At 63.1% G+C, this 26,691-nt stretch carries 32 protein-coding genes and 1 tRNA gene; 14 read left to right on the forward strand and 19 right to left on the reverse strand.

Going from position 1 to position 26,691, the window contains the following annotated elements:
• Positions 1-8: 8 nt before the first annotated feature.
• The 13 genes from gspD to gpmA form a co-directional block, all read right to left on the reverse strand.
• Positions 9-2,237 carry a type II secretion system secretin GspD gene (gene gspD / locus CSQ95_RS00305; protein WP_099408040.1) on the reverse strand — a complete coding sequence of 743 codons (2,229 nt, stop codon included), beginning with the start codon at positions 2,235-2,237 and terminating at the stop codon, positions 9-11.
• Positions 2,234-3,010, reverse strand: coding sequence for a type II secretion system protein N (locus CSQ95_RS00310; RefSeq protein ID WP_099408041.1), 777 nt, complete (start codon positions 3,008-3,010; stop codon positions 2,234-2,236). The genes gspD and CSQ95_RS00310 overlap by 4 nt, the downstream gene beginning before the upstream one ends.
• Complete coding sequence (gene gspM / locus CSQ95_RS00315) at positions 3,007-3,555, reverse strand: type II secretion system protein GspM (RefSeq protein ID WP_070289481.1); 549 nt, start codon at positions 3,553-3,555, stop codon at positions 3,007-3,009. The genes CSQ95_RS00310 and gspM overlap by 4 nt, the downstream gene beginning before the upstream one ends.
• On the reverse strand, positions 3,552-4,781 hold the full coding sequence (gene gspL / locus CSQ95_RS00320; RefSeq protein ID WP_257217901.1) for a type II secretion system protein GspL: 1,230 nt from the start codon (positions 4,779-4,781) through the stop codon (positions 3,552-3,554). The genes gspM and gspL overlap by 4 nt, the downstream gene beginning before the upstream one ends.
• Before the next feature lie 19 nt (positions 4,782-4,800).
• A complete protein-coding gene (gspK, locus tag CSQ95_RS00325) occupies positions 4,801-5,775 on the reverse strand; it encodes a type II secretion system minor pseudopilin GspK (protein WP_099408042.1) in 975 nt (324 codons plus the stop codon).
• Positions 5,772-6,395 carry a type II secretion system protein J gene (locus CSQ95_RS00330; protein ID WP_070289478.1) on the reverse strand — a complete coding sequence of 208 codons (624 nt, stop codon included), beginning with the start codon at positions 6,393-6,395 and terminating at the stop codon, positions 5,772-5,774. The genes gspK and CSQ95_RS00330 overlap by 4 nt, the downstream gene beginning before the upstream one ends.
• Positions 6,395-6,772 (reverse strand): type II secretion system minor pseudopilin GspI, encoded by a 378-nt coding sequence (gspI, locus tag CSQ95_RS00335; RefSeq protein WP_099408259.1) that lies wholly within the window; start codon positions 6,770-6,772, stop codon positions 6,395-6,397. Before gspI ends, CSQ95_RS00330 begins: the two co-directional genes overlap by 1 nt.
• Entirely contained in the window at positions 6,772-7,266 is a 495-nt protein-coding gene (locus CSQ95_RS00340; protein WP_046681998.1) for a GspH/FimT family pseudopilin, read from the reverse strand. The genes gspI and CSQ95_RS00340 overlap by 1 nt, the downstream gene beginning before the upstream one ends.
• Before the next feature lie 12 nt (positions 7,267-7,278).
• Positions 7,279-7,731: a type II secretion system major pseudopilin GspG gene (gspG, locus tag CSQ95_RS00345; protein WP_070220887.1), complete on the reverse strand. Its 453-nt coding sequence runs from the start codon at positions 7,729-7,731 to the stop codon at positions 7,279-7,281.
• Positions 7,732-7,824: 93 nt separating this feature from the next.
• Positions 7,825-8,586, reverse strand: a complete 762-nt coding sequence (locus tag CSQ95_RS00350) for a molybdopterin-synthase adenylyltransferase MoeB (protein ID WP_099408043.1) — start codon at positions 8,584-8,586, stop codon at positions 7,825-7,827.
• Between the two features lie 8 nt (positions 8,587-8,594).
• On the reverse strand, positions 8,595-10,088 hold the full coding sequence (locus CSQ95_RS00355) for a S41 family peptidase (protein WP_099408044.1): 1,494 nt from the start codon (positions 10,086-10,088) through the stop codon (positions 8,595-8,597).
• A gap of 47 nt (positions 10,089-10,135) precedes the next feature.
• Entirely contained in the window at positions 10,136-11,599 is a 1,464-nt protein-coding gene (locus tag CSQ95_RS00360; protein WP_099408045.1) for a murein hydrolase activator EnvC, read from the reverse strand.
• 76 nt (positions 11,600-11,675) lie between these two features.
• The gene (gene gpmA / locus CSQ95_RS00365) at positions 11,676-12,422 is read right to left on the reverse strand and encodes a 2,3-diphosphoglycerate-dependent phosphoglycerate mutase (protein WP_070220895.1); all 747 of its coding nucleotides are present in this window, start codon (positions 12,420-12,422) and stop codon (positions 11,676-11,678) included.
• A gap of 106 nt (positions 12,423-12,528) precedes the next feature.
• On the opposite strand from gpmA, the gene CSQ95_RS00370 reads away from it, so the two are divergent.
• The 5 genes from CSQ95_RS00370 (at position 12,529) to CSQ95_RS00390 (ending at position 15,531) form a co-directional block, all read left to right on the forward strand.
• Complete coding sequence (locus CSQ95_RS00370) at positions 12,529-12,945, forward strand: rhodanese-like domain-containing protein (protein ID WP_046681994.1); 417 nt, start codon at positions 12,529-12,531, stop codon at positions 12,943-12,945.
• A 27-nt stretch (positions 12,946-12,972) separates the two neighbouring features.
• The gene (grxC, locus tag CSQ95_RS00375) at positions 12,973-13,239 is read left to right on the forward strand and encodes a glutaredoxin 3 (RefSeq protein ID WP_070220900.1); all 267 of its coding nucleotides are present in this window, start codon (positions 12,973-12,975) and stop codon (positions 13,237-13,239) included.
• Between the two features lie 160 nt (positions 13,240-13,399).
• The gene (secB, locus tag CSQ95_RS00380; RefSeq protein ID WP_086139933.1) at positions 13,400-13,876 is read left to right on the forward strand and encodes a protein-export chaperone SecB; all 477 of its coding nucleotides are present in this window, start codon (positions 13,400-13,402) and stop codon (positions 13,874-13,876) included.
• Positions 13,877-13,960: 84 nt separating this feature from the next.
• Positions 13,961-14,422: an SH3 domain-containing protein gene (locus CSQ95_RS00385; RefSeq protein WP_070223762.1), complete on the forward strand. Its 462-nt coding sequence runs from the start codon at positions 13,961-13,963 to the stop codon at positions 14,420-14,422.
• Positions 14,423-14,490: 68 nt separating this feature from the next.
• Positions 14,491-15,531 carry an NAD(P)H-dependent glycerol-3-phosphate dehydrogenase gene (locus CSQ95_RS00390; RefSeq protein WP_099408046.1) on the forward strand — a complete coding sequence of 347 codons (1,041 nt, stop codon included), beginning with the start codon at positions 14,491-14,493 and terminating at the stop codon, positions 15,529-15,531.
• 15 nt (positions 15,532-15,546) lie between these two features.
• On the opposite strand, the gene CSQ95_RS00395 is transcribed toward CSQ95_RS00390, so the two are convergent.
• Genes CSQ95_RS00395 through mscL form a run of 4 tightly spaced genes read right to left on the reverse strand, consistent with a single transcriptional unit; the run spans position 15,547 to position 18,272 of the window.
• Positions 15,547-15,891: a cupin domain-containing protein gene (locus tag CSQ95_RS00395; protein ID WP_227742087.1), complete on the reverse strand. Its 345-nt coding sequence runs from the start codon at positions 15,889-15,891 to the stop codon at positions 15,547-15,549.
• A 15-nt stretch (positions 15,892-15,906) separates the two neighbouring features.
• Positions 15,907-16,599, reverse strand: coding sequence for a DUF2461 domain-containing protein (locus tag CSQ95_RS00400; protein ID WP_099408047.1), 693 nt, complete (start codon positions 16,597-16,599; stop codon positions 15,907-15,909).
• A gap of 21 nt (positions 16,600-16,620) precedes the next feature.
• Positions 16,621-17,781 carry a Do family serine endopeptidase gene (locus tag CSQ95_RS00405; RefSeq protein WP_099408048.1) on the reverse strand — a complete coding sequence of 387 codons (1,161 nt, stop codon included), beginning with the start codon at positions 17,779-17,781 and terminating at the stop codon, positions 16,621-16,623.
• A 41-nt stretch (positions 17,782-17,822) separates the two neighbouring features.
• A complete protein-coding gene (gene mscL / locus CSQ95_RS00410) occupies positions 17,823-18,272 on the reverse strand; it encodes a large conductance mechanosensitive channel protein MscL (RefSeq protein ID WP_070223752.1) in 450 nt (149 codons plus the stop codon).
• Between the two features lie 413 nt (positions 18,273-18,685).
• Between mscL and petA the strand changes: the two genes are divergently transcribed.
• The 7 genes from petA (at position 18,686) to CSQ95_RS00445 (ending at position 23,480) form a co-directional block, all read left to right on the forward strand.
• Positions 18,686-19,294 (forward strand): ubiquinol-cytochrome c reductase iron-sulfur subunit, encoded by a 609-nt coding sequence (gene petA, locus CSQ95_RS00415; RefSeq protein WP_034753009.1) that lies wholly within the window; start codon positions 18,686-18,688, stop codon positions 19,292-19,294.
• Between the two features lie 2 nt (positions 19,295-19,296).
• The gene (locus CSQ95_RS00420; protein WP_099408260.1) at positions 19,297-20,709 is read left to right on the forward strand and encodes a cytochrome bc complex cytochrome b subunit; all 1,413 of its coding nucleotides are present in this window, start codon (positions 19,297-19,299) and stop codon (positions 20,707-20,709) included.
• 36 nt (positions 20,710-20,745) lie between these two features.
• Positions 20,746-21,510 carry a cytochrome c1 gene (locus CSQ95_RS00425; RefSeq protein WP_099408049.1) on the forward strand — a complete coding sequence of 255 codons (765 nt, stop codon included), beginning with the start codon at positions 20,746-20,748 and terminating at the stop codon, positions 21,508-21,510.
• 120 nt (positions 21,511-21,630) lie between these two features.
• Positions 21,631-22,242, forward strand: coding sequence for a glutathione S-transferase N-terminal domain-containing protein (locus CSQ95_RS00430; protein WP_010394154.1), 612 nt, complete (start codon positions 21,631-21,633; stop codon positions 22,240-22,242).
• Between the two features lie 225 nt (positions 22,243-22,467).
• Positions 22,468-22,980, forward strand: coding sequence for a ClpXP protease specificity-enhancing factor (locus tag CSQ95_RS00435; RefSeq protein WP_070223748.1), 513 nt, complete (start codon positions 22,468-22,470; stop codon positions 22,978-22,980).
• 26 nt (positions 22,981-23,006) lie between these two features.
• Positions 23,007-23,082, forward strand: a tRNA-Thr gene (locus CSQ95_RS00440).
• Positions 23,083-23,273: 191 nt separating this feature from the next.
• Positions 23,274-23,480, forward strand: a complete 207-nt coding sequence (locus CSQ95_RS00445) for a dodecin (RefSeq protein WP_034753599.1) — start codon at positions 23,274-23,276, stop codon at positions 23,478-23,480.
• Positions 23,481-23,495: 15 nt separating this feature from the next.
• Here the strand turns inward: CSQ95_RS00445 and CSQ95_RS00450 are convergent, their stop codons facing one another.
• Positions 23,496-23,807: a hypothetical protein gene (locus tag CSQ95_RS00450; RefSeq protein ID WP_099408050.1), complete on the reverse strand. Its 312-nt coding sequence runs from the start codon at positions 23,805-23,807 to the stop codon at positions 23,496-23,498.
• Positions 23,808-23,969: 162 nt separating this feature from the next.
• Between CSQ95_RS00450 and CSQ95_RS00455 the strand changes: the two genes are divergently transcribed.
• Positions 23,970-24,344, forward strand: a complete 375-nt coding sequence (locus tag CSQ95_RS00455; RefSeq protein WP_099408051.1) for a hypothetical protein — start codon at positions 23,970-23,972, stop codon at positions 24,342-24,344.
• Positions 24,345-24,555: 211 nt separating this feature from the next.
• Positions 24,556-25,548, forward strand: coding sequence for an EDSAP-1 family PEP-CTERM protein (locus CSQ95_RS00460; protein ID WP_099408052.1), 993 nt, complete (start codon positions 24,556-24,558; stop codon positions 25,546-25,548).
• Positions 25,549-25,617: 69 nt separating this feature from the next.
• On the opposite strand, the gene CSQ95_RS00465 is transcribed toward CSQ95_RS00460, so the two are convergent.
• Entirely contained in the window at positions 25,618-26,682 is a 1,065-nt protein-coding gene (locus tag CSQ95_RS00465) for a LytR C-terminal domain-containing protein (protein WP_099408053.1), read from the reverse strand.
• Between the last annotated feature and the right edge of the window lie 9 nt (positions 26,683-26,691).

The raw sequence follows: 26,691 nt of genomic DNA on the forward strand, positions 1-26,691 counted from the left end.
CTGCCCCATCACTTCTGCGGCTGTTGCTGATACTGCTGCAGCAGCGGCTGCGGCGGCGTGGCCGCGTTGGCCGGCGCGCCTGGCGGCGTCGGTGCCGGCGGCACGGGGCGCGTCACCATGTTGCCGCCCACGGGCTGGCCATCCTGCAGGGCCGGCAGCACAGGCGTACCGAGGTCCTTCAGCATCAGGTTGCCCGTGGCCGGCACGGCGGCCGTCTCGGCCGAGCGCATGTAATCGTAGCGGTCGGCCGCCAGGCTGCCGCTCTGCTCCTTGTTGCGCACGATGACGGGGCGCAGGAAGATCATCAGATTGGTTTTCTTGCGCTCGCGCGTCTGGTACTTGAACAGGTTGCCCAGCACGGGAATGTCGCCCAGACCGCGCACCTTCTCGGCATTGTCGCCCGTGCTGTCCTCGATCAGGCCGCCGAGCACGATGATCTGGCCATCGTCGGCCAGCACATTGTTTTCGATCACGCGGTTGTTGATGGTGATGCCGCTGACGGCCGTCGACGTGGATTTGTCCACGCTCGACGTCTCGTGATAGATGCCCAGCTTGATCGTGCCGCCTTCGGAAATCTGCGGACGCACCTTCAGGGTCAGGCCCACTTCCTTGCGGTCGATGGTCTGGAACGGATTCGTGTTGGTGCCGGCCGTGCTCGTGTACTGGCCCGTCAGGATAGGCACGTTCTGGCCCACCTTGATGGTCGCCAGCTCGTTGTCCAGGGTGATCAGGTTCGGCGTCGACAGGATGTTGGCGTTGCCGTCCGATTCCAGCGCATGCGCCACGGCGCCCAGACCCAAAGCGCCGTTGATCTGCTTGAAGATGCCCAGGGTCAGGCCGCCCGTGGGCAGGGTCTTGCCACCACCCGTGGCGATGGCGGCAATATTGTTGTTGGTGCCGCTGGCGAACGACTGCAGCGCGCCCACGCGGTAGTTGCTGGTGCTGTCGCCGGAAAGCCCCAGCCATTGCACGCCGAATTCGGACGCCTTGGCCGACGTCACTTCGACGATCAGCGCCTCGATGTAGACCTGGGCGCGACGCACGTCGAGCTGGTCGATCACGGCGCGCAGGTTGCGGTAGACGGCTTCGTTGCAGGTCAGGATCAGGGTGTTGGTAGAAGCATCGGCCTGGATGAAACCGGCCGCCCCGCCCGACGACAGCTGCTGCGGCCCGTTGCTCAGCGATGCGCCGCCCGTGGTACCGCTTTGCGTATTGCCGCCCAGGCCAGTGCTGTTCATGCCGCTGTTGTTCTGGCTGATCTGGTTATTCGTATTCTGGTTGCCGACGCCCTGCTGCGCCGTGGCGGCCGTGCCGTCCGACGTCACCACCGAGCGCAGGGTCTGCGCCAGCTTGGTGGCGTCCGCATTTTTCAGGTACACCACGTGCACATTGCCCAGCTGCGTGGTGGGCTGGTCCAGCTTCGAGATCAGCGACTTGGCCAGATTGGCGCGCGCCGCCGACGGCGCGCGCAGCACCAGCGAATTGGTGCGCGGGTCGGCCAGCACGGAGACCTTGCCCGCGTCTGCCCCTGCGGCGGCGCCCGCATTTCCGCCTTCCATCAGTTTATTCACCATCGAGGCCAGGTCGGATGCGATGGCATAGCGCACGGGGATCACGTCCAGGTCCGTCGAGGCGGGCACGTCGAGCGCGGCGATGATTTTCGCCAGGCGCTTGAGGTTATCGGCGTAATCGGTGATCACCAGCGAGTTGTTGCCCGGGTTGGCATTGATCGTGTTGTTCGGCGAAATCAGGGGGCGCAGCACGGCCAGCAAGTTGGCCGACGATTCGTAGTTCAGGTAAAACACCTGGGTAGCGATCTGGTCGCCCTTCACCTGGCTGCTGCCATTGCCCACCTGGGTCGGTACCGATTGCAGCTTGGCGTCCGCTTCGGGCACCACCTTCGCATAGCCGTCGCCGGAGACCACCGCGTAGCCTTGCAGGCGCAGTGCGGAAGCCAGCAGCCCGAAGGCTTGCGACTTGCTGATCGATTTTTCCGACACCAAGGTGATCGTGCCCTTGACGCGCGGGTCGATGACGAAATTGATGTTGGTGTAATGGCCCACCGCCTTGATCACCGATTCGATGTCGGCGCCGACGAAATTGAGCGCCGCCTCATCGCCGGGCGCGGCCCAGACGGGCGCCGGCATGCCGGCCACGGAACAGCACAGCAAGGCGGCGGCCGACAGGCGGCGCAGCGAGAAGGAGGAGGTAATTGGGCTCACGGATGTTTTTTTCATTGTCTGAACTCTAAGGCGATGATGTTTTTTTCGCTATTACTACGGCGCTGTCCCAGCAAATTCAACAAACTCGCCAAGGTCTCTTCATATCCTGCTGCGGCCTGGGCCTGGCCGGAAAACTGCATGCGCCCCTGTTGCAGGCTGCCGCTGCCGTCAAGCAGCAGCGGTCCCTTGATGGAGCGCAAGGTCAACCTCGCCTGCTGCCCCTGCCAATCGAAATCGAGCTCGTAGCTGCCCAGCGGACGCAAGGACGACAGGCGCGAGGCCATGTCCGTCATCTGCAGGGTGGTGCGGCCGATGGCGGAAAACTGCCGCTGCTCCAGGGCCAGCTGCAAGGTGCTCCACGACAGGCGCATGCTGCCCGTCGGCGCCACGGTATTTAACGGCGCACCGAGACCGCCGAGGCCGTCGGCCGGCAGCAGCAGGGCCGCCGGGCTGACCTGCCAGTGCGACCACGAGCCGCGCAGGTTCACCGGCTGCGACAGCGCCTGCGGATTCTGCAGTTCCACGTCCGCCGATCCCCACAGCACCGAGGGAGAAATGCGCCAGCTGAAACGCCCCGGCAGCAGGGGCGTCACGGCGCCGTTCGCGCTGGCCGCCCCGCCGACAAAGGCCGAACCGCGCCACAGGGTACCTTGCGCGTCGCCCAAGGTCAAACGTCCGCCCGTCTGCTTTTCCACGATGCCAGCGACCCAGCCGGCCGGGAAAAACACCAGCAGGGTGACGCAGACGCTGACGATGATGGCCAGCAGCCAGCCAAGCAGGCGCATCATCGTGCCGCGCCCGGGCTCTGGTGCAGGGTCAGGCTGGCGTCGACTAGGCCCGCCACCGCTTTGTCCTGCACCGTCTGCGCCGTGATCTTCGCTTCCTGCACGGCGATGCGACCTTCGCGGCGCAAGCCGTCCAGCCACAGCATGACGCTGGCGAACGGCACGCCGTTCAACTGCACGCGCGCGTACTCTCCCGTCAGCGACAGCGATTGCGGCGCCAGGCCGCGCGCCTTGAGCGAGGCGTCGAGGCTATCGCGGCTCATGGGTGCCACCTGTACGGGCGCCTGGCGCGCCAGCTCGCCCGCTTCACGCGCCAGCGCCTGCAGCTGGGCCGCATTCTGGCGCAGCTCGGGCAAGCTCTTTTGCAAGGCGATGCGGCCCGTCCAGGCCGGTTCAAAAAACACGGCGTAGACGAGGGCCAGCCCCGCCACCACGCCGCCGATGCTCAAGAGCTTGCGCTCCTGCTGCGTGCGCTCGGCCCAGAAGGCTTGCACGGCCTGCTGCCGCCCCATCCACGCGGCACGCGCCTTGTTCACTGCTGCACTCATGCTTTTGCTCCCGTGGCCGGCGTGATCTTCCACACGCCAGGCGCCGTTTCATTCAAGGCCAGCTTGCGCGCGGCCAGGCCGTCGCGCACCTGCGCCTGGGCGCTGGCGTCGACCATGTCCGGCTTCAGCTTGACGATCAGGCTGCGCTCGCGGTATTCCAGCGAGGCCACCACGCCGCGCCCGGCCAAGCCGCCCAGCGCCTCGCCCAGGGCCGCGCTCATGCTGGTGAAGTCATCCATGCTTGCCTGCCCGCTTTGCAGGCGGGCGGCGGCGATATTACGCCGCATCTGCTCCGCTTCCAGCCCATACACGGGCGCTTCGTTCGGATACGCGGCCTTAAAGGTTTGCTGCATCGAGGTGCGCACGGTGGCGGCCTCGCGCTTCAAACGCATCCATTCGATATTCATGCCGGCCAGGTTGACGACCACGGCCAGCAGCACCAAGCGCAGCGGCCAGCGCCAGCGCCGCCACTCGGTGGCCGATCCCGTCGCCGTGCCCAAGGCAGGCGCCAGGTCCAGCCCCGCGCCCCTGGCGCCGGCGATCCAGTGCGCCCAGTGGTCGGATTCCACCGTCACGCCGTCCATGCCGGCGGCCAGCTGTTGATACTGCGCCAACTCGGCCTGCGCCACATAGACCGTCAGGGGCACGTCGCCGGCAAACGCGCGCGTCGTCAGCAGCGCCTGCTGCGGCTGGGCCGGCAAGACCAGGCCCAGGCCCTCTTGCGGCGCCTGGCGCAAGGCCAGTTCCAGGCCGTCGCCGGCCGCGTGCAAGGATGCCGTCACGCTGCCCGGCTGCAAGGGCAGGCACAGCTGCGAAGGCAGCAGCGCCACCTTGCGCGCGCCCTGCGCCAGCAAGGCTTTCACGAGTACCTCGGCCCAGGCGCGCTGCGCGACGGCCACCGTGCGCATGCCGGACGCGTCGGGCGCGCCGGCGGCCAGCAGGCAATCCTGGGCGTCGCCGAGGATGTGTTCTTCCACCAGTCCCGGCAAGGCCGCGCGCAAACGGGCGCCGGCCAGCGGCGGGGTTTTCAGGCGCAGCAGGGTCACGTCGGCCGCCGCCAGCAGCAGCACCACCTGCTTCGCGCCGGCGATCAGCTGGCCCAGGCTGCCCAGCGGCGCGCTGCCCTGCTGCAGCAAGGCGCCGCCGTCGCCGGCCAGCACGAAGGAGCAGGCAGGCGCGCTGTCGGTGGACGCCTTGGCCGGGTGACGGATGTACAGTATTGTCAAAGTGACTCGCTTTCAGCTGTTAATTTTCCCGCAGCCAGACCAGGCTGGTGGTGCGTTGCGGATCCGTTTTTCGATTGACGAGCGCCACGGCATCGAGGGCGGCACGGTCCAGCCGCACGCGGATGACGGTAAGGAAGTAGCGGCTCTTCACGTCAAGCTCGACACCCTCAATCAGTGCAGCATTAATATTATTCTGGAAATTTAACTTATCGACAAACTTTTTACGCGGATTGCTCAAGGTCAGGGCACTGGCCTCGGACAAGGACATCATCGTCACGGCCGCCAGCACCTCGGCCGGCGCCGTATTCACGTTCACGGGCGTGAGCTCCGGCAGGACGATGACGAAGTCGCGCAGCTTCTCGATGGCCTGCGGCGTATAGCCGGGCACGGCCAGCAAATCCTCGACCTGCGTGAACGCCACCGGTTCGCTGCCGCCGCCCGTGGCGGGCTTGGCGGCGGGCGTCTTGCCGTCGGCGCCGCTGTCGGCCGTGCGTGGTTTCGGCCGCGCGCGCAGCACGGCATCTGCCGTCGCCTGCGCCAGGGAACTATCGAGCTGCAAGTTAGCCAGCAAGCGCTGGTACGCCTGCACGTTGGGCTGGCTGACGATGCCCGTCGCGGTGGCCAGGTTGGTGATATTGAAACGCGCCTGCGCATCGAGCGCGCGTCCCGAGACGGTGGCATCGAATTTTTCCGTGTCGACCTTTTCGCGGTCCACGTAATCGTCGAGCCGCGCTTCCTCGATGGGTGTGGCCCAGACGCCATCGAGCGCCGTCAGCATGGGATTGTCCTGGCGCAACCAGAAGCGGGCAAAGTCGACCATGCCGCGCATGGCCCACTGCGTCTGCAGGCGCAGGCGCTGGTTTTCCATCGAGCGCACCTGCACCTGCTGCTGCCAGAACAGGCTGGCGACGACGGTAATGGCCAGCGCCGTCAGCAGCAAGGCCGTGATGACGGCCACGCCGCGCTGGCGCACGGGGCGAGTAAACGGCTTCATCCCGGTCCCAATAAAAAGACTTTGGACAGGCCCGCGTCCTGGCCCGGCATCTGCAAGGTCACTTCCAGGCCCGGCACTTGCGTGGAAATGGTGGCGCCCGCCGTCAGCACGTTCCAGGCGCCATTGTTCCAGCCCCGCATGACCATGCTGTCGACGCCGCGCATCAGGGTCACGTCGGCGCTGGAGGTATCGGTATCGTCGCGCGCCGCCTGCCACAGGGTGTCGAGCACGGCCAGGTCGCGCGTGCCGTTCGACTCGCGCCGCGTCAGCACGCCGCCGCGCAGGCGGTAAGTGACCACTTGCAACTGCTGCGGCTCCTGTTCCGACGCGGCCAGGCGCACCAGGGTCAGGCGGTCGGTCTCGGCTGTCAGGTTGGTGCGGCCATTCAGCAGATTGTTGTTCTGGCCGGCGCCGGCCAGGTGGTCGCAATCGCTCTGCATCTGGGCAAACGCCAGCTGCATGCCGCGCGCCTGCTCAAGCTGGCTGGTCAGCACTTCGCGCGAACGCATGATGCTGTCCAGGCCGCGCCAGCCCAGCACGGCGACCATGGCCAGGATGCCGATCGCCACGAGCAGCTCGATCAGCGTGAAACCGTCAGCAGGAACAGGGCGGCGCGCCATCAGTCGTTAAAGGAAAGCAAGACCAGGCGCACGATGCGCCGGGCCGGGTATTGCACGTCATATACGTTCACGCGCACCTGGCGGATGCGGGGATTCGGCGTGGCCACCACTTCTTCCTCGCAGATGAGTTTTAAGTCGCCCTGCGGGCAGTCGACCGTGCGCTTGCCCGTCTGCGGGAACGTCTTCGCCAGGCGCAAGCGCACCAGGTGGTTTTCCGCCGACCAGGTGGCCATCATGGCGCTGCGCAAGCCGTCGCTGTTCTGCGTCAGGCTGCCCACGGCGCGCAAGGAGGCGCCCAGGGCCGTGCCGACGATGACGAGGGCGACCAGTACTTCCAGCAAGGTGAAGCCGCGCCGGCGGCGAAACGAGCGCCGCATCATTGCTCGACCGTGAAGTGGCCGATGCCGTCGGCGCGGATGGCCACGCTGCGCTCGCCGCTGGCCAGGGTCAGCACGAAAGGCTTGTCGACCGGTTCACGGCCGAAGATGATGCGCAGCGGCTGGGCCACGCTATTCGACGGCTGCACGCTGAGCAGCATGGGGGTATTCGCAAACGCGCGCTCGCGCAGCAAATCGTCCTGCGTCACGGGTTGCCACAGCTTTTCATTGAGGACCAGGAAACGGTATTGATTTTCGTCCGCCTCGAACGCCACCTGCCGGCTGCGCACGATGGCTTCATCGCGCGCCAGCTGCAGCAGCAGGGCGATGCGCTCGGCTTCCTTTTGCAGCGCCTGCTGGCCGTTCGGCATCGCATTCAGCGACACCAGGCCCAGGGTGACGCCGATGATGACCATCACCACCAGCAGCTCGATCAGCGTGAAGCCGCTGGCGCGTGGCCGGGGCAGTGCGCGACCGGTGGTCATGGCAGGCATGCAATGGAAAACTTACAGTTCCCAGGAACCGATATCGGCATCGTCCCCGCTACCGCCAGGCTGGCCGTCGGCGCCCAGCGAGATCAGGTCAACTTCGCCCTTCACGCCCGGCGACAGGTACTGGTATGGATTGCCCCATGGATCTTTCGGCATCTTTTCCAGATAGCCGCCCGCTTTCCAGCCATTCGCGGCCGGTCCCGTGGTCGGTTTTTCGATCAGCGCCTGCAAGCCCTGCTCGGTGGTCGGGTAGCGCTGGTTATCCAGACGATACAGTTTCAAGGCTTGCATCACGGTGGCGATGTCGACTTTCGCCGCCGCCACTTTCGACTCGCCCGTGCGGGCGATCAGCTTGGGCACCACCAGCGAGGCGAGGATGCCCATGATCACCACCACGACCATGATTTCGATCAAAGTGAAGCCGCGCGCGCGGCGCTGGCGTATCGGATGGTTTGCTGCGTTTTGCATATGAAAGAGAGAAGAAGGTGAGTAATGAGAGCAGAGTATAAAGCGGAAATATGACAAAGCCTGTCATATGGGGAAAAATTTGTGCGGCGGCCGTCAGGCGGGCAAGACCACTTCGCCGCAAACGGCGCAGCCGGGGTCGCGCGCGACGCGCATGCTGCTCCATTCCATGTGCAAGCCGTCGAGCAGCAGCAGGCGTCCGGCCAGCGATTCGCCCACGCCCATGATCAGTTTCAAGGCCTCGGCCGCCTGCATGGCGCCCACCACGCCCACCAGCGGCGCGAACACGCCCATGGTCGAGCACGCCTCGTCCGTGAACTGCTGTTCCTGCGGAAACAGGCAGGAATAACAGGGTTGCGTGCCCGCGCGCGGGTCGAACACGCTCACTTGCCCGTCGAAACGGATCACGGCGCCCGACACCAGCGGCACCTTGTGCTCCACGCAGGCGCGGTTGACGGCGTGGCGCGTGGCGAAGTTGTCGGTACAGTCGAGCACCACCGTGCTGGAGCAGACCAGTTCGGCCAGGCGCGCGCCGTCGAGGCGCTCCTGCAAGGCGATGATGGCTATCTCGGGGTTGATGCCGGTCAAGGTTTCGCGCGCCGACAGCACTTTCGGCTGGCCCACGCGCTGTGTCGTGTGGGCGATCTGGCGCTGCAGATTGGTCAGGTCGACCGTATCGTCATCGACCAGGGTCAGCTTGCCGACGCCGCTGGCGGCCAGGTACATGGCCGCGGGCGAACCGAGCCCGCCCGCGCCGATCACCAGCACATGCGCATCGAGCAAGGCTTGCTGGCCTTCGATGCCGATCTCGTCTAACAGGATGTGGCGCGAATAGCGCAGCAATTGGGCGTCGTTCATGGCGGCGACTACGGTTTGCGCACGGGAATCTTCTTGTCATCGGCCTTGATGTCGGAAGCGATTTCCGGCTTGGCGCCGATCTTCTCCACCTTCGGGTCGACCTTGGCCAGCTGCACCGGCAAGCCCTGGAAGTGGTTCAAGGCTTGCAGCAGCTGGAAATCGTCCTTGGCGCCGTATTCGAGCGGCTTGCGCTTTTTCGCCGTGGCGATCAGGCGCTGCTCTTCTTCCAATTGATCCTGCATGCCTTCCATGGTCGGCTTGGCCGCTTCCGGCTTGCCATCGTTGCTGCTCAGATGCTTGTCCAGGTCCGCCTCGCGCACGCGCAGGCTGTTCCAGCCATCGCCTTCGGCCGTTTCATCGACCAGCAAGTCGGGCACGATGCCGCGCGCCTGGATGGCCCGGCCTTTCGGCGTGTAGTAGCGGGCCGTCGTCAGCTTGACGGCCGTGTCGGCCGTGATCTGGCGCAAGGTTTGCACGGAACCCTTGCCGAAGGTCTGCGTGCCGATGACGGTAGCGCGCTGGTAATCCTGCAAGGCGCCGGCGACGATTTCCGAGGCGGACGCGGAACCGGCGTTGACCAGCACCACCAGCGGCACGGTTTTCAGGGCGGCCGGCAGCTTGGCCAGCGGGTCGGCCTTGGCGCCCGGCGGCGCATAGAATTCGCGGCGGCCATAAAACACCTGTTTCGATTCCGGCAACTGGCCCTTGGTGGACACGATCACGGAATTCCCCGGAAGAAATGCCGTCGCCACGCCGATCGCCCCCGGCACGACGCCACCGGGATCGTTGCGCAAGTCCAGCACCAGGCCCTTGAGCTTGGGGTCTTGCGCATACAGCGCGTTGATCTTTTTGACCATGTCATCGACGGTCGGTTCCTGGAACTGGGCGATGCGCAGCCAGGCATAGCCGGGTGCGACCATCTTGGCCTTCACGCTCTGCACGCGGATTTCCTCGCGCACGATGGGGAAGACCAGCGGCTTGCTTTCGCCCTTGCGCGACATGGTCAGCACCAGCTTGCTGCCTGGCTGGCCGCGCATCTTCTTGATGACCTCTTCCAGCTGCATGCCCTTCAGCGGCAGATTGTCGAGGCGGGTGATGAAATCGCCCGCCAGGATGCCGGCCTTGGCGGCGGGGCTGTCTTCGATGGGCGAGACGACTTTCACGTAACCGTCTTCCATGCTCACTTCGATGCCGATGCCGACAAACTTGCCCTGCACGCTTTCGCGCATTTCCTTGAAGGCATTTTTATCGAGGTAGACGGAATGCGGGTCCAGCGAGGACACCATGCCGGAAATGGCTTCCGTCAAGAGTTTCTTGTCTTCCACCTTCTCGACGTAATCGGTCTTGATCAGGCCGAAGACGTCGGACAGCTGGCGCAGCTCGTCGAGCGGCAACGGGGCATTCGTGATTTTCTGCGCCACGGCCGGGAACTGCAGCGACATGCCGATGCCGGCCAGTACGCCCAGACCGATCAGGCCGATACTTTTGACTTTGATACCCATGTATTCTTCGCAATCTACAAATTCGCTGCCGCAGCAATGGTGGGAACTTAAAACTTCACCCAGGTGGCGGGGTCGAAGGCGCGGCCCTGATGACGCAGTTCAAAGTATAGCCCTGATTCCTCGTTGCCGCCGCTGTTGCCCGCGCTGGCAATGGCGTCGCCGCCCTTGACGGCGTCGCCCACGCGTTTCAGCAGGGATTGGTTATTGCCATAAATACTCATGTACTGGCCGCCATGGTCGACGATGATCAAATTGCCGAAACCGCGCAGCCAGTCGGAAAACACGACGCGGCCGCCGGCGATGGCGTGGATTTCGCTGCCTTCGCCGGTGCGGATGAACACGCCCTTCCAGCTGGGGCCGTCACCGCGCTTGCTGCCGAAGCGAGCGGCGATCTTGCCCGCCACGGGCGCGCGCAGCTGCCCTTTCATGCTGGCAAAGGCGCCCGCCGGCGCGGCCGGGCCCAGGCTTGGGCGTTCCGGCTCCGGTTCCGGCTTCGGCTCGGGTTTCGGTGCCACCTTGGCCACTTGCGGCGGCTCGTCGTCGTCGATCGGTTCGAGCTTCACGGGCGGCGCTGGCGGCGTCTGCGGCTTGATCTTGCCCGATTTATTTTGTTGCTCTTTCGCAATGCGTTCGCGTTCGGCCTGCGCCTGGGCGGCCTTGGCGCGCGCGGCCAGCAGGCGTTCGCGCTTTTCCGCCGCGATCTTGGCGTCGGCGGCCGCTTTCGCGGCGGCGCGCTGCTCGGCCAGCAATTGCTGGCGTTTCTTTTCGGCCGCGGCGGCGGCGGCCTGCTCTTCGATCAGTTTCGCCAGCTTGTCGACCAGGTTGCCCATGCGCTGTTCGTCGCGCTCGACATTGCCCACTTCCTTGCGCTGCGCCACCAGGCGCTGCGACAAGCTCGTCAGCAAGGCGGCGCGGCGCGCCTTCTCCTGCACCAGCAAAGCCTTCTGGTCGCGCTCTTCCTGCGCGATTTCTTCCAGCTCGTCCTTGGCGTTCTGCACGTCCGCCTGGTTTTTCTCCACGGCCAGCAAGTTGGCGCGCAAGGCTTCCAGCAGGCGCGCCTGCGCCTGCGACACATACGCCATCAATTGCAAGTCGCGGTTGATGCGGTTCGGGTTATCGCCCGACAAGAGCAGCTTGATGCGGTCTTCGTTGCCGGCGACATATTGTTCACGCAGCAACTTTGACAGCTGCGTCTTTTGTTTCTCGACGGTGGCCGTCAGCTGCTGGTGCTCCTGCCCCAGCGCCGTCAGCTTCACGCCCGTCTCGCTTTGTTCCTGCGCCAGGTCGCGCAAGGCACGGTTGGCGTTGGAAATGGCCTCTTCCGACTCGGCCAGGGTATCGGCCGCGTCATCCTTGGCGCTTTCCGTGCGGCTGATGTCGCGCTTGAGCGCCGTCAGCTTTTGTTGCAATCCAGCACGTTGTGCTTCCGCGGCCGCTTTCTGCTTGCTGCGTTCGGTGGGCTTGGCACCCTGTGCGGCACCGCTCGACAAGAGCAGCGCTGCGCACAGCATGGCGCCGGCGCGCCACGCCGGCAGGGGTCGTTCAGCAGAGGGGGCGATCGCTGTGCCGCGGAAGAAAGACAACAAGTTACTTGGCCTTCCCTTGGTTCGCCACGGCAGCTTGCGCTGCCGCAATCGCTGCCGGGTCGCCCAGGTAGTAATGACGGATCGGTTTCAGGTCGGCATCCAGTTCATACACGAGCGGCTGGCCGTTCGGGATGTTCAGGCCGACGATGTCGCTGTCGCTGATGCCATCGAGCATCTTGATCAGCGCGCGCAGGCTGTTGCCGTGGGCCGAAATGATGATTTTCTTGCCGGCGCGGATGGCCGGGGCGATTTCCTCATCCCAGGCCGGCATCACGCGCGCCACGGTGTCTTTCAGGCATTCGGTCAGCGGAATCGACGCTTTCGGCAAGCCGGCATAGCGCGGATCGTTGTACGAGGCGCGGTCGTCGTTCGCTTCCAGCGGCGGCGGCGGCGTGTCGTAGCTGCGGCGCCACACCAGTACTTGCTCGTCGCCATACTTGGCGGCTGTCTCGCCCTTGTCCAGGCCTTGCAGGGCGCCGTAGTGACGCTCGTTCAAGCGCCAGTCGTTCTTGATCGGCAAATACATCATGTCCATCTCGTCGAGCGCCAGCCACAGGGTGCGGATGGCGCGCTTCAGGACGGAAGTGTAGGCCACGTCGAACGTAAAACCTTCCTGCTTGAGGATCTGGCCGGCGGCCTTGGCTTCGTTGACGCCCTTTTCCGTCAGATCGACGTCGGTCCAGCCGGTGAAGCGGTTATCGAGGTTCCAGGTGGACTCGCCGTGACGCATGAAAACGATTTTGTACATAGTTCTATCTTCTCAAGGGGTTCAAATCAAAAAAGCAAAACGTAAAAAGACCTCGTCCAGCTTCTATTTTATAATGCGCGGATTGACTTAAACCATTGGACCCTACGTGAAATTCATTATCGACCACATTTTTCTGTTTGCCATCGTCATTATTTCCGGCGGCGCCCTCCTCTGGCCACTGCTGTCGATGCGCGGCAAGCGCGCGACCGTGCTGGAAGTCACGCAACTGATCAACCGTGGCAAGACCATCATCGTCGACGTGCGCAGCGCGGAAGAATTCGCTACGGGCCACTTGCCTGACGCAAAAAATATTCCGCTGCCGGAACTGGCAAAACGCCTGGGCGAGCTGGAAAAATTCAAAACGCGCCCCATTGTAGTGGTTTGCCAGAAAGGTTCGCGTTCGGCAACCGCCGTCGGCCTGCTGGGCAAAGCCGGTTTCGCTGAGGCAACAAGCCTGGAAGGCGGCCTCGACGAATGGAAAAAGCAGGGTTTGCCATTGAAAACCCTGTCGCTGGCGAAGTAAGCCGGCATTTAACTAGAAGGAATCATCATGACCGTCCCCGTAATTGTGTATAGCACCGCCGTGTGCCCGTATTGCGTGCGCGCCGAGCGCCTGTTGGAAGCCAAGGGCGTCGCCGTGCAAAAGATCCGCGTCGACCTCGACCCGGAAGAGCGCATCAAGATGATGGAACGCACGGGCCGCCGCACGGTGCCGCAAATCTATGTGGGCGACACCCACGTGGGCGGATTCGACGATTTGTATGCGCTCGATCAAGCTGGCAAGCTCGACCCCTTGTTAAATGGCACGGCAGCCTGATATAAAGCGGGTTCGAGAAATTGCTTGGTTTTTTGTCGTATTGTTTTGATACAATTGCCCTCGCACCTGATCTGGCCGCGCCTATCCGGCGCGGTTTGAATACCGCAAGCACCATATTTGAACGGTGTGCCGTTCTTGTCCTTTACAACGAAAGCGTTCCATGTCTGACGAAAACCTGCAACCAGTCTTCCAAATCCAACGCGTCTACCTGAAAGACATGTCGCTGGAACAACCAAATTCCCCAGCTATTTTCCTGGAACAAGAAGCGCCAGCGATCGAAGTAGCTCTGGACGTGGGCGCTGCACCTCTGGCCGACGGCATCTTCGAAGCCACCGTGACCATCACCGTCACCGCCAAAGTCGGCGATAAAGTCGCTTTCCTGGTCGAAGGCAAGCAAGCCGGTATCTTCGAAGCACGCAATATTCCTGCCGATCAACTCGATCCGCTGCTGGGAATCGGCTGCCCGAACATCATCTACCCTTACCTGCGCGCCAACATCGCCGACGTGATCACCCGTGCCGGCTTCCCGCCAGTGCACCTGGCCGAGATCAACTTCGAAGTGTTCTACCAACAACGTCTGCAAGCCATCGCCGACGCTGCCGCCGCTGCTCCAGCAGGCGACGCGACGACGCACTAAGCTGCAGGCAAGACCCCGCCGGCCCTCTGGGGCTGGCCTGACACGGCGGCCTGGCCGCCGTGTTTCGTTAAGGTTCAAAATATCATGTTGAAAAGTGCGCTCTTGAGCAAGTTCCGCTGGATGGCCGGCGCCGTACTGTTGCTGGCGACCGCCGCCAGCCACGCCGTCGATTTCAAAACGGTGGGCGCGACCCCCGTGATCCTGTACGACGCGCCGTCCAGCAAGGGCGGCAAGCTGTACGTGGCGCCGCGCGGCATGCCGCTGGAAGTCGTGCTCAGCTACGGCGACTGGGTCAAGGTGCGCGACGCCAGCGGCGAAATGGCCTGGACGGAAGCCAAGGGCTTGTCCGCCAAGCGCAACGTCGTGGCGCGCGCCGCGAACCTCAAGGTGCGCGCCAGCCCCGACGACACCGCCTCCGCCATCATCCTCGTCGACAAGGGCGTGCTGCTGGAAATGAGCGAGCAACCGAGCTCCGGCTGGGTCAAGGTGCGCCACAAGGATGGCCAGAGCGGCTACGTCAAGACCAGCGAAGTGTGGGGCCTGTAAGCCCCGCCCTGCGCACCGGGCGACCGGCCCGGGCGCCGCACCCGTTTCTTCCGCCCCACTGAGGTTGCATGCAAGTTTCTCCAGATACATCTCCCGCCGCCAAGGCCCTGCCCCGCAAGATCACCATCCTCGGCGCCGGCGCCTGGGGCACGGCCGTGGCCATGGCCCTGGCCGGCCGCCACGACGTGCTGCTGTGGAGCCGCAACGGCGAGGCCATGGCCGCCATGGCCTCCAGCGGTGAAAACAGTTATTTACCGGGCTTCCCTTTGCCGCCGCAGCTGCGCATCAGCGCCGATTTCGACGCCGCCGTCGCGCATGCCGGCGGCGAACATGACCTCCTGATCGCCGCCTGCCCCGTGGCGGGCCTGCGGCCCATGCTGCATCAGCTGAAAGACAAGGCCATCGGCAGCCTGGTGTGGCTATGCAAGGGGTTTGAAGGCGGCACGGGCTTGCTGCCGCACCAGATCGTGCAGGAAGTTCTGGGCGACAATATCCCCGGTGGCGCCCTGTCCGGTCCCTCGTTCGCGCAGGAAGTGGCGCGCGGCTTGCCATGCGCGCTGACCATTGCCTCGCACAGCGCCACCTTGCGCGGCGCCGTCGTCTCGGCCTTGCATGGCGGCACCATCCGCGTGTATGCGAGCGAAGACCTGGTAGGCGTGGAAGTGGGAGGCGCCGTGAAGAACGTGCTGGCCATTGCCACGGGCGTGGCCGACGGCCTGGGCCTGGGTTTGAATGCGCGCGCCGCGCTGATCACGCGTGGGCTGGCGGAAATCACGCGCCTGGGCACGGCCCTGGGTGGTCAGGCGGAAACGTTCATGGGCTTGACGGGCATGGGCGACTTGATTCTCACCTGCACGGGCGACCTGTCGCGCAACCGCCGGGTCGGCCTGGGCCTGGCGCAAGGCAAGGCCCTCGATACCATCGTGGCCGAACTCGGTCACGTGGCCGAAGGCGTGCCGTGCGCCAAGGCCGTGCGCGAACTGGCGCGCCGCATGGGCGTCGACATGCCGATCACGAATGCCGTGGCCGGCGTGCTGTTCGATGGCGATTTGCCGCACGTGATGGTGCAGCAGCTGCTGTCGCGCGACCCGCGCGCCGAGGCGGCGTGAAGCGCCGGGGCAAACCTAGCGTCCCGCCTTGTGCATGAGTATGGTGAGCAGCAATAAACTGTCTTCGCGCGCTTCCAGCGCGTGTGCCTGGCCGCCGAGCAGGTACAGCATCTGCCCCGGCCCCAGCAGGTGCTCGCCGCCATGCGCCGTCACCGCCACCTGCCCTTGCAGGCACAGCAAGGTGATTTCACCGAGCACATGATGCTCGGGCATGGTCTTGCCCTTGGGCATGCACATGCGGATCAATTCCAGTTCGTCCGTCCTGGCCAGCGCGATGGCGGAAAACTGCGACAGGTCGTCGCCGTCCCGGCGCAGCACCTCGATCACCTGTCCTGAACTTGCGTGCTCCAGTGCCATCATGTGCTCCTTCAGCAATTACTCGGTGACTTCCTCCGGCTCTTTCGCGCCGCGCATCCACTCGACCAGCGGCCACGCATCCTTCAAGCCTTCCGCCAGGGTCGGCAGCAGTTTCTCGGGTGCGTTCACGGGCAGCGGCACTTCGGTCCAGACAAAAAAGCTTTTCAGCTTGATGAATTCGATATGTTCGGCGTCCGCCTCGAAGCCCTTGGGCGGGCGCTGCAGCTTGCCCTCGTTCTGGATGGTGCCGAAACGGGCCTTCAAGCGCCTATTTTTCAGTACTTTGGAAAAACCTGGCGCGTCGTTGACCATGTGCTCGCGCAGCGCCTTCAGGCGGCCCGGTGGCGGCATGTATTCGCCGGCGCCGAACAGCAGATTGCCCTGGCCGTCGATCTGCAGATAATACGTGGGCCCGCCCGCCTTGCTGGGACGGCGCATGTCGTTCGGCGCGATGGCGGCCGAAAAACGCGTTTTATACGGGCTCTTGTCGTGCGCGAAACGCACGTCGCGGTTGATGCGGAACAAGGCCTTCTTCGGATTGCAGTATTTCACGGCCGGATCGAACTTGCCGAGTTCAGCAATGAGTGCAGTCACCAGCGCCAGGAATTCCTCGCGCAGAATGTCGTAGCGGGGCTTGTTCATGACAAACCAGGGACGGTTGTTGTTGTCGCTCAGCTCACGTAAAAATTGGGTCAAATCACGCACATGCATGTGTCAAATTCCGATCAGCAACTATTTGGAAAGCTCTTTCGGGATGGGGCGCTTGCCCACCATCACGTCGAGTGCCGCTTCGCGATTCTTGCGCAGCACCGTCATTTTAGCTTTTTCGCCGGGCGGCAGTTGGGCGATCAGGTTGAGCATTTCCGTCGTGTCGCCGACAGGCTTGCCTTGCACCGTCAGCAGGATGTCGCCGGGCACGATGCCCGCCTTGTCGGCCGGGCCGTTGCGCACCACGCCGGCGATGATGGCGCCGCTCGATCGCTGCAGGTTGAAGCTTTGCGCCAGCTCGGGCGTGATGTCCTGCGTTTCCACGCCGATCCAGCCGCGCACCACGTGGCCATCCTTGATGATGGCTTCCATCACGGTCTTGGCCGTCGAAACGGGAATGGCGAAGCCGATGCCGACGGAACCGCCGCTTTGCGAGTAAATCGCCGTATTGATGCCGATCAGATTGCCGCGCGTATCGACCAGGGCGCCGCCCGAGTTGCCGAAGTTAATCGCCGCATCCGTCTGGATGAAGTTTTCAAAGCTGTTGATGTGCAGGTTGTTGCGGCCCAGGGCGGAGATGATGCCCATGGTCACCGTCTGGCCCACGCCGAACGGGTTGCCGATGGCCAGCACCACGTCGCCCACGCGCGCCAGTTCCGACTGGCCCAGCACGATGACGGGCAGCTTGTCGAGGTTGATCTTGATCACTGCCAGGTCCGTTTCCGGGTCCAGCCCCACCACCTTGGCAGGCGCCTTGCGGCCGTCGGTGAGCACCACTTCGATTTCGTCGGCGCCTTCGACCACGTGGTTGTTGGTCAGCACATAGCCTTCATGGCTGACGATGACGCCCGAGCCGAGGCTGTTTTTCAAGTCCTCGTCATCCTCGCCGTCCGGGTCGCGGTCGCCGAAGAAACGTTTAAAGAAGGGATCGCGCGCCAGCGGATGGGCGCCGCGCTTGGGCACTTGCAGGGTGAGGATGTTGACGACGGCGGGCATGGCGCGCGCCGCCGCGTCGCGGTAGGAACCGGGCGCCAGGCTGCTCGACGCCGTTTCCACCACGGGCACCGGCTTGGCGGGAGAACCCAGCTGCTGTACCCGGCTGGCCGGGCGCAGCGCGCCGTACACAAAGTACAGCGCCAACGCGATCGTCACGGTTTGCGCAAACAATAACCAGAATCGTCGCATACAGTTCTCTGCCCAGGTCAGCCGGCCGGTGCCGGAACGACTTATTTTGCCAGATTGTTGCTGTTGCGTGCGTTCTGCTGCAGGGAGTCGCGGATTTCACGCAGCAGCACGATGTCTTCCGGCGTGGCCGGTGCCGGGGCTGGCGCGACCGGTTCGCTGCGGCGGGCCTTGTTCATCAGGCGCACCATCTGGAAGATGATAAAAGCCAGAATGATGAAGTTGAGCAAAATGGTGAGGAAGTTACCGTAGGCCAGCACGGCGCCCGCTTTTTTCGCTTCCACCAAGGTCATGGTCGTCGCCTGGCCATTCAGGGGCAGATAGTAATTGGCGAAATCGAGGCCGCCGAAAATGCGGCCGATGGGCGGCATGATCACATCTTGCACCAAGGAATCGACAATCTTGCCGAAGGCGCCGCCGATAATGACACCGACCGCCAGATCGACGACGTTGCCTTTCATTGCAAATTCTTTAAATTCCTTCATCATTGCCATGAATTTCTCCTTCGGATATGTATAAAAAACATGCCGATCATACTATTGATTCCCAGTGCCACCAACTTGTGGTTGCCGGCAGGACCAATTCGTGCACAGCCGAGCGCATCTAGTTCGAAAGAACTAGCCACCTCCTGCAAAAGTATATAAATTATGGTACAAGCAACGTTTTTGTTTTATTCGTTGTTTGCTTCACTTATAATTTGCGGTTGCCAGAAGTGGCTTTTTCACTTCCGGATAATCAACAAGAAACTGGCACGGGCTGCGCCATAGTCCGAAGTTCCGCAGGGATGTTGCCACTTTACCGTACAAAGATGCGGGTTGCGGCAATCAGTGGGATAGAGCTTCGGCGACGGGTTTTTCGCGGCTGCCACTCATAATAAAGATTCGCATTTTGACTGATTGGGGTTTGCATGAGTAACGAAAAGCAGGTCGATTCAGGCCGTCGCGGCTTGCTCGTCGCCACGTGCGCGGCGGGCAGTGTAGTTGGATTGGCAACCGCGGGAGCCTTGGTAAGCACCTTCCAGCCGTCGGAGCGCGCGAAAGCGGCTGGCGCGCCGGTCGAAGTAGACATCACCACCTTGCAACCCGGCGAAATGCGCACCGTCGAATGGCGCGGCAAGCCGGTCTGGATCCTCAAGCGCACGCCGGAAATGATCGCGTCGCTGAAAAAGACCGACGGCAAAGTCGCCGATGCCAATTCCCAGCGCAATCCCGCCGAATTCACGCCGGAATACTGCATGAACGAGGCGCGTTCGATCAAGCCTGAAATTCTCGTCGCCGTCGGCATCTGCACCCATCTGGGCTGCTCCCCTTCCTCGAAATTTGCCCCCGGCCCGCAACCGTCGCTGCCCGATGACTGGGAAGGCGGCTTCCTGTGCCCTTGCCACGGCTCCACCTTCGACATGGCAGGCCGCGTGTTCAAGAACAAGCCGGCACCGGACAACCTGCAAGTGCCGCGCCATATGTACCTGAGCGACACCAAATTGCTGATAGGTAAAGACGAGAAAGGCGAGGCTTGATCATGGCTGCTTTCAAAGAAACGAAGTTCCCGGCAGACGCTCCCGCCGCCGAAAAAGCGCTGGGCTGGGTCGATGACCGCTTTCCCCTGACCAAGCTGTGGAACGACCAATGGGGCAAGTACTACGCTCCGAAAAACTTCAATTTCTGGTACATCTTCGGCTCGCTGGCCATGCTGGTGCTGGTCTTGCAGATCGTCACCGGCATCTTCCTGACCATGCACTACAAACCGGATGCGGCCCTGGCCTTCAATTCCGTCGAGTACATCATGCGCGAAGTACCGTGGGGCTGGCTGGTGCGCTACATGCACTCGACGGGCGCCTCGGCCTTCTTCATCATCGTCTACCTGCACATGACGCGCGGCCTGCTGTACGGCTCGTACCGCAAGCCACGTGAACTGATCTGGCTGTTCGGTTTCGCCATCTTCCTGTGCCTGATGGCCGAAGCGTTCTTCGGCTACCTGCTGCCATGGGGCCAGATGTCGTACTGGGGCGCGCAAGTGATCGTCAACCTGTTCGGCGCCATCCCGTTCATCGGCCCTGACCTGTCGTTGTGGATCCGCGGCGACTACGTGGTGTCCGACGCCACCCTGAACCGCTTCTTCGCCTTCCACGTGATCGCCATCCCGCTGGTACTGCTGGGCTTGGTTGCAGCGCACTTGATCGCCCTGCATGAAGTCGGCTCGAGCAATCCGGACGGCATCGAAGTGAAGGAAAACCTGGGCGCCGATGGCCACCCCGTCGATTCGATCCCTTCGCATCCTTACTACACCGTGCACGACTTGTTCGGCGTCTCGATCTTCCTCGTCATTTTCAGCGCCGTCGTCTTCTTCGCGCCGGAAATGGGCGGTTACTTCCTGGAATACAACAATTTCCTGCCGGGCGACTCGCTGAAAACCCCGCTGCACATCGCGCCAACCTGGTACTTCACGCCGTTCTACTCGGTGCTGCGTGCCACCACGGCCGACTTCATGTACGTGCTGATGGGCGCCGTGGCCGCCTACGTGGTGTTCATCTGGCTCAAGTCGCGCCTGTCGACGACGGTCAAGTCCATCATCGCCGGCATCGCCATCGTCGCCATCATCGGCATGCTGCCGCAGGTGCTCGATGCGAAATTCTGGGGCGTGGTGTTCTTCGGCGGTTCCGTCGTGATCCTGGCCTTCCTGCCATGGCTCGACCATTCGCCCGTGAAATCGATCCGCTACCGTCCGAACTGGCACAAATATGTGTACGCCATCTTCGGCCTGTCGTTCCTGATCCTCGGCTACCTCGGGACCCAGGCGCCAACGGATGCGAAAACCATCGTGTCGCAAGTGTGCACCCTGATTTACTTCAGCTTCTTCCTGCTGATGCCATGGTGGAGTGCCATGGGCAAGTTCAAGACCGTGCCGTCGCGTGTGACGTTTCACCCGCACTAAGCCGCTATCACGCCACGCTCAAAGGACATACATCATATGAAGATTGCAAAAAAACTGCTCGCCATCCTGGCCTTCGTGCCCGCCATGGCTCTCGCCAGCGAAGGCGGCTTTCCGCTGGACAAGGCACCTGACCGCCAGACCAACATGGCAGCGCTGCAACATGGCGCCAAATTGTTCGTCAATTATTGCCTGAATTGCCACGCCGCCGTGTCGATGCGCTACAACCGCCTGCGCGACCTGGGCTTGACGGAAGACCAGATCAAGCAGAATCTGTTGTTCTCCGGTGATAAAGTCGGCGACCTGATGACGACCAGCCTGGCGCCGCAGGACGCCAAGGCCTTCTTTGGCGTCGTACCGCCGGATTTGTCGGTAATTTCGCGCGCGAAATCATCTTCCGCTGGCACAGGCGGCGACTACCTGTATACTTACCTGCGTACGTTCTATAAAGACGACACTCGTCCGACCGGCTGGAACAATATGGTCGTGCCGAATGTTGCCATGCCGCATGTATTATGGGAATTGCAAGGTGTCCAGACTGCCAAGTTCGTGGAAGAGAACGATCCGCACGAAGCTGGCAAGAAGATCCACAAATTTACCGGCTTCGAGCAGGTCAAGCCAGGTACGTTGAACAAGATCGAGTACGACAATGCGGTAGCCGACCTGGTCGGCTACATGGAGTGGATGGCCGAACCGGCACAGCAGACACGCAAGCGCCTGGGCGTTTGGGTACTGCTGTTCCTGTCGGTCTTTGCTCTGCTGGCATGGCGCCTTAACGCGTCGTTCTGGAAGGAAGTCAAATAAGTGAGGCGCCGGCCATAGGCCGGTTTATGCCTGTTTCTGCGTTGTCCGCATGAGTGGACAAGCGACCTGGGGTGAGCCGTTCGCGGCTTCACCCCCTTTGTTTCTAAGGAACTATAAAAAATGATGGTTCTCTATTCGGGTACAACCTGCCCATTTTCGCAACGCTGCCGCCTGGTCCTGTTTGAAAAAGGCATGGACTTCGAAGTGCGCGACGTCGACCTGTTCAACAAACCGGAAGACATCTCGACCATGAATCCGTATGGCCAGGTGCCCATCCTGGTCGAACGCGAACTGATCCTGTATGAATCGAACATCATCAACGAGTACATCGATGAGCGCTTCCCGCATCCGCAGCTGATGCCGGCCGATCCGCTGATGCGTGCCCGCGCGCGCCTGATGCTGTTCAATTTCGAGAAAGAACTGTTCGTGCACGTGCACGTGCTGGAAAGCGAACGCGCCAAGAGCAACGACAAGGCCCACGACAAGGCACGCGCGGAAATCCGCGACCGCCTGACGACCCTGGCGCCGCTGTTCCTGAAAAACAAGTACATGCTGGGCGACGAATTCTCGATGCTCGACGTGGCTGTCGCGCCGCTGCTGTGGCGCCTGGACCACTACGGCATCGAACTGTCGAAGACGGCTGCACCGCTGATGAAATACGCCGAACGCATCTTCTCGCGTCCTGCCTACATCGAAGCGCTGACGCCATCCGAAAAAGTCATGCGCCGCTAAAAGATATCCCCATAAAGCTGCTGCGCAGCCCGCTCTCGACTCGGCGTTACCCGCCGTACTGAAGTACGGCTGCGTTACTCAAGCCGATATCGGGCTTGCTCGCGACGCTTTCTGGGGCATCTTGGGCCACGTGTTAAAGTTGTTTTTTGCGCTGTCCCAGTCTTTTGAACTACCGGTGCGCCCGCCTCATGCTGACGGGGGCGCTCCCGCCTCACAGTGCCTATCATGTCTGAAATCTCAACCAAACCTTATATGCTGCGCGCCATCTACGAATGGTGCACCGACAGCGGCTACACGCCTTATCTCGCGGTCAAAGTCGATTCGCGCACCACGGTACCGATGGAATACGTGAAAAAGGGCGAAATCGTGCTCAACATCAGCTTCGGCGCCACCAGCGGCCTGAAGATGGACAACGACGCCATCCGCTTCCACGCCCGCTTCGGCGGCGTCTCGCGCGAAATCTACGTGCCGGTCGACAACGTGATGGCCATCTACGCAAACGAAAACGGCCAGGGCATGGCTTTCGAGCCCGTGCTGGGCAACGATGATCCCGACGCGCAACCGACGGACAGCCCCGCCTCGGCCGACGTGCCGCCGCCAGTGCTCGCCCCCGCCGCCAGCGGTCCCACCCTGTCGTCCGTGCCTGCCAGCTCCCCCGAACAACGCGACAACGCCACGCCCGGCGACGACGAGCCGCCAAAAAAAGGCGGCCGCCCGACCCTGACACGCATTAAATAGCGTATAATTCGCAACGCGCAGTTTTTGCCGACTTAGCTCATTTGGTAGAGCAGTTGATTTGTAATCATCAGGTGGCCAGTTCGAAACCGGCAGTCGGCACCAGAATTCAGTAGGAAATCAAAGGGTTACCCGCTTCGGCTGGTAGCCCTTTTTTCTTTTCTCCCTTCTGCGAACTACTCCTGTGATGGATTGCTGCATCGCGCAATGACTATCAGCACGTTTAGGCGCAAGATGAGCACGTACCTGCGCAAAGCAGGCTCCCGATGTCTGGCTTGCCTACCTGGGGAAATATCATGTCCGCACACACTTACAAATTGATCGAGCTGGTCGGCACGTCCACCGAGAGCAGCGATCAGGCGATACGCGATGCCATTGCCAAGGCGGCGCTGACGGTCAAGCACATGGACTGGTATGAAGTGACGGAATCGCGCGGGCATATCGTCGATGGCAAGGTGGCGCATTTCCAGGTCACGCTGAAGGTCGGCTTCCGGCTCGAATAACGTACTGCGGCGCAGTCACCGCCGCCCGACCGTTCCCCGGCTCTCCAGCCACTCCCGGCCGCCGGCCTCCAGCGCGGCCTCGATCACCTTGTCCGGCAAGCTGTAGACGGTCGCCCAGCTGGCCCGGCCATCCTGCGTGTTGGCGGGAAAGCTGTGCGTCTCGATCGGCCAGTGGTATTTGCGTTTCAGCGCCTTGACGATGGCGGCCAGGGAGACGCGGCCTTGCAGCGGTTCGGCGCCGGACTGGTCGCGGTTCGACAGCAGCACGGCCAGGACCTGGCCGCGGCCCGTGCGCGCGCCGGGGAAGGTGGGGATTTTGTTTGCCATGGCCTATTTTACCGGGCAATGATCGGGCGAGAGGTGATGTGCCGCACCTTTGATCTGGCGCAAGCGGCGCAGTGACTTTACGGCCACGATGGACATTCCGCCAGGCGTGCCAGCGCCCCTCTGCCAGCCTGGGCCTATCATCATGGGGCACAGGAGCCTATCATGCACAGCCTGAACATCCACGCCATGCAATGGCAGCCCGTTGCCGATATTTCCGCCGTCGATCCGCTGCTGCCCGAGGATCTTGCCTGCTTTCGCGAACTGCGCGATGTGCTGCAACGCTATGGCGCGCTCGACCGCTTCGGCATTTCCCTGATCCACCGCCATTTCGACATCGCCGACGACGAGGAACTGATGGAATACACGGATGCGCAAGCACGCACCCTGACGGTAAAACCTGTCAAGAAAAGCGACATCGACTGGCAGCACACGACGATTACCAACTGGAAATTGACGGAAGGCGAGGAAGTGGCGCGCATCGGTTGCGGTTGCGCGCGCAATTCGGGCGGCCACCTGGGCTATCACCGCGGTACCTGAGGCTGGCCGGCGCTGCCCGCCAGGCGGCGTCGGCCTTTCTTACACTTTACCCTCTCCAGCTCAGCCCGCTTTACGCAAGTGTTTGATTCAATATGCTTTTCTTGTGTGGCACGCAAGCTGCTTATCACTGTCTACGAGATGAGTCCAGGCAAGCCATTCTGGATTCTTTGTCCCCCGGATTTCCCGAGACTGACTACGATAAGAGGCTGCGATGAACGTCGATCACACACGAAACAAGACCCTGGGCTGGCTGGGCGCACTGGCGGCGGCGAGCCTGCTGGCCAGCGGCCAGGCGCAGGCCGGCGCGTACGGCCTGGCCGTCAACGAATTGAACAATTTCCGTATCACCACCAGCGCCGGCGCGCTGTCGCTGGCTGGCGCCAACCGCAATGCCAGCGACAGCGCCTTTTTCGAAGGGGGCGTGGCCGTCAATCCGCGCGCCGTCAATACGGGTCCGGCCGCCAACGCCGATGTGCTGCAAGTATGTTCGGGCGGCGGCTGCAGCGGCTTGCCGCAAAACCACTACGCGCCCAGCCCCAGCTCCACCCTGGAGTTCGCCCGCGGCGATGCGCACGCCTTCGGCAACATGCTCAACGGCACCGGCTCGACCGTGAGCGCCGTGGCGGAAGCACAGCGCAACACGGTGGGCGCCGCAACGGCCACGGCCGGCGACACGCTGACCGGCTCCGTCAACCTGACCCTGTCGAGCGCCGGCTTCATCACCTTCAGCTTCATGGGACGGCGCGACCTGCGCACCAGCGTGACGACCATGGGCGACAAATCGAATGTGTCGATCATGGACATCTTCAATATCTCGTGCAATGCCGCCAGCCCCGCCGGCTGCCTGTCGCATGCGAACGCCGACGGCGTGATCTTCCAGTTCGCGCCTGATGGCGACGCCAGCAATGGCAGCGACATCAACGGCAACCATACGGTCGGCAGCCTGGACCCGTTCAGCCTGAACATGACGGCCGGCACCAACGACCCCGCCACCGGGCGCGCCTTCACGAACGGCTTCGCGATGTTTTCCCTGACCTCGAATTTCGCCCTGCCCGCCGGCAGCTACACCTTGAATTTTTCCAAGTCCACGCGCACCGATATCGTCGTCATCGATCCCTTGCAAGTGCCGGAGCCAGGCACCCTGTTCCTGCTGGGGACGGGATTGGCCGCCCTCGCCTTTACGCGCCGCCGCCAGGCTAAATAAGCACTGGCACGCTCAAAAAAACGCGGCGCCCGCAAAAGGCGCCGCGTTTTTTATGCCAGCCGATGCGTGTTAACCTAGCCGTGCCAGCGCCTGGCGCGCCAGCTGCAATTGCTGCAGATAATAGCGGTGCAGCATGGCGGGGTCGCTCAAGTCGCGCCCCAGTACCAGGCGCAGCTCGCTGGCGGGACAGTCGGCGGCCTGGGTCTGCACCTGCGTTCCCAACTGGCGGGCCAGCTGGCGCGCCGCCTGTTCCTGCGCGGGCCGGTATTCGACGCGCGTGCGCGCCACCTGGAAGCTGGCTTCATTGGCCAGGCGCACCACCTGCACGGGCGCTCCTGCCAGACTGCGCGCCAGCGCGGCGGCCAGGCCCGGCACGCCGTTGCCGTTGACAATTTCCAGGCGCGGACGCGGCGTGCCAGCCACAGGCGCAGGCGCAGCCGGCACCAATGGGCTAACGGTCAGGCTGCGCACCGCCGCCGGCACGCGTCTCAGGCGGGCCATGCCATCGCTCTGCGTGATCTCCACGCGCGCCATGGCGGGCGCATCGGGCACCGGCGCGGACACGCCCTGCGGCGCCGCCTCGCCGCGCAACAAGGCCAGATCGCGCCGCACATCGTGTTCCTGCAAGCTGGCCGCCTGGCGCCGCATGACGGCGGCGCGCTCGTGCTGTCCCAGCCGTTCCAGTACCTGCGCCAGGTGCTGCCAGGCCAGCGCATTGAGCGGATCGAGCAGACACGCCTGTTCCAGCACGGGCAAGGCTTGCGCGTCGCGGCCGCTTAAATAATAGGCGTGGCCGAGATTGCTGAACAGATAGGCCTGCTGCGGCTGCCGTGTACCCGCCTCCTGCGTCAAGGCCAGCCAATGGGCGATCGCCGCGTCATGCTCGCCCCGCTGCGCGTGCAGCACGGCCAGTCCGTTGCGCGCGTTCACGTGGCGCGGCGCATGGCGCAGGGCTTGCTCATAGGCCGCCTGCGCCGCGGGCAGGTCGCCCCGCTCGACATGCTGGCGCCCCGCCGCATAGGCGGCATCGGCGTCAGGCCACTGCGGCGCCGGTGCATGGGCCAGCTGCGTGGTACAGGCGGCCAGGCCCAGACAGGCGCAGGCGGCGGCCAGGCGGGATATCGTCAAGCGCATGGTGACTCC

The sequence above is a fragment of the Janthinobacterium sp. BJB304 genome (assembly GCF_002735765.1).
Classification (GTDB): domain Bacteria; phylum Pseudomonadota; class Gammaproteobacteria; order Burkholderiales; family Burkholderiaceae_D; genus Janthinobacterium.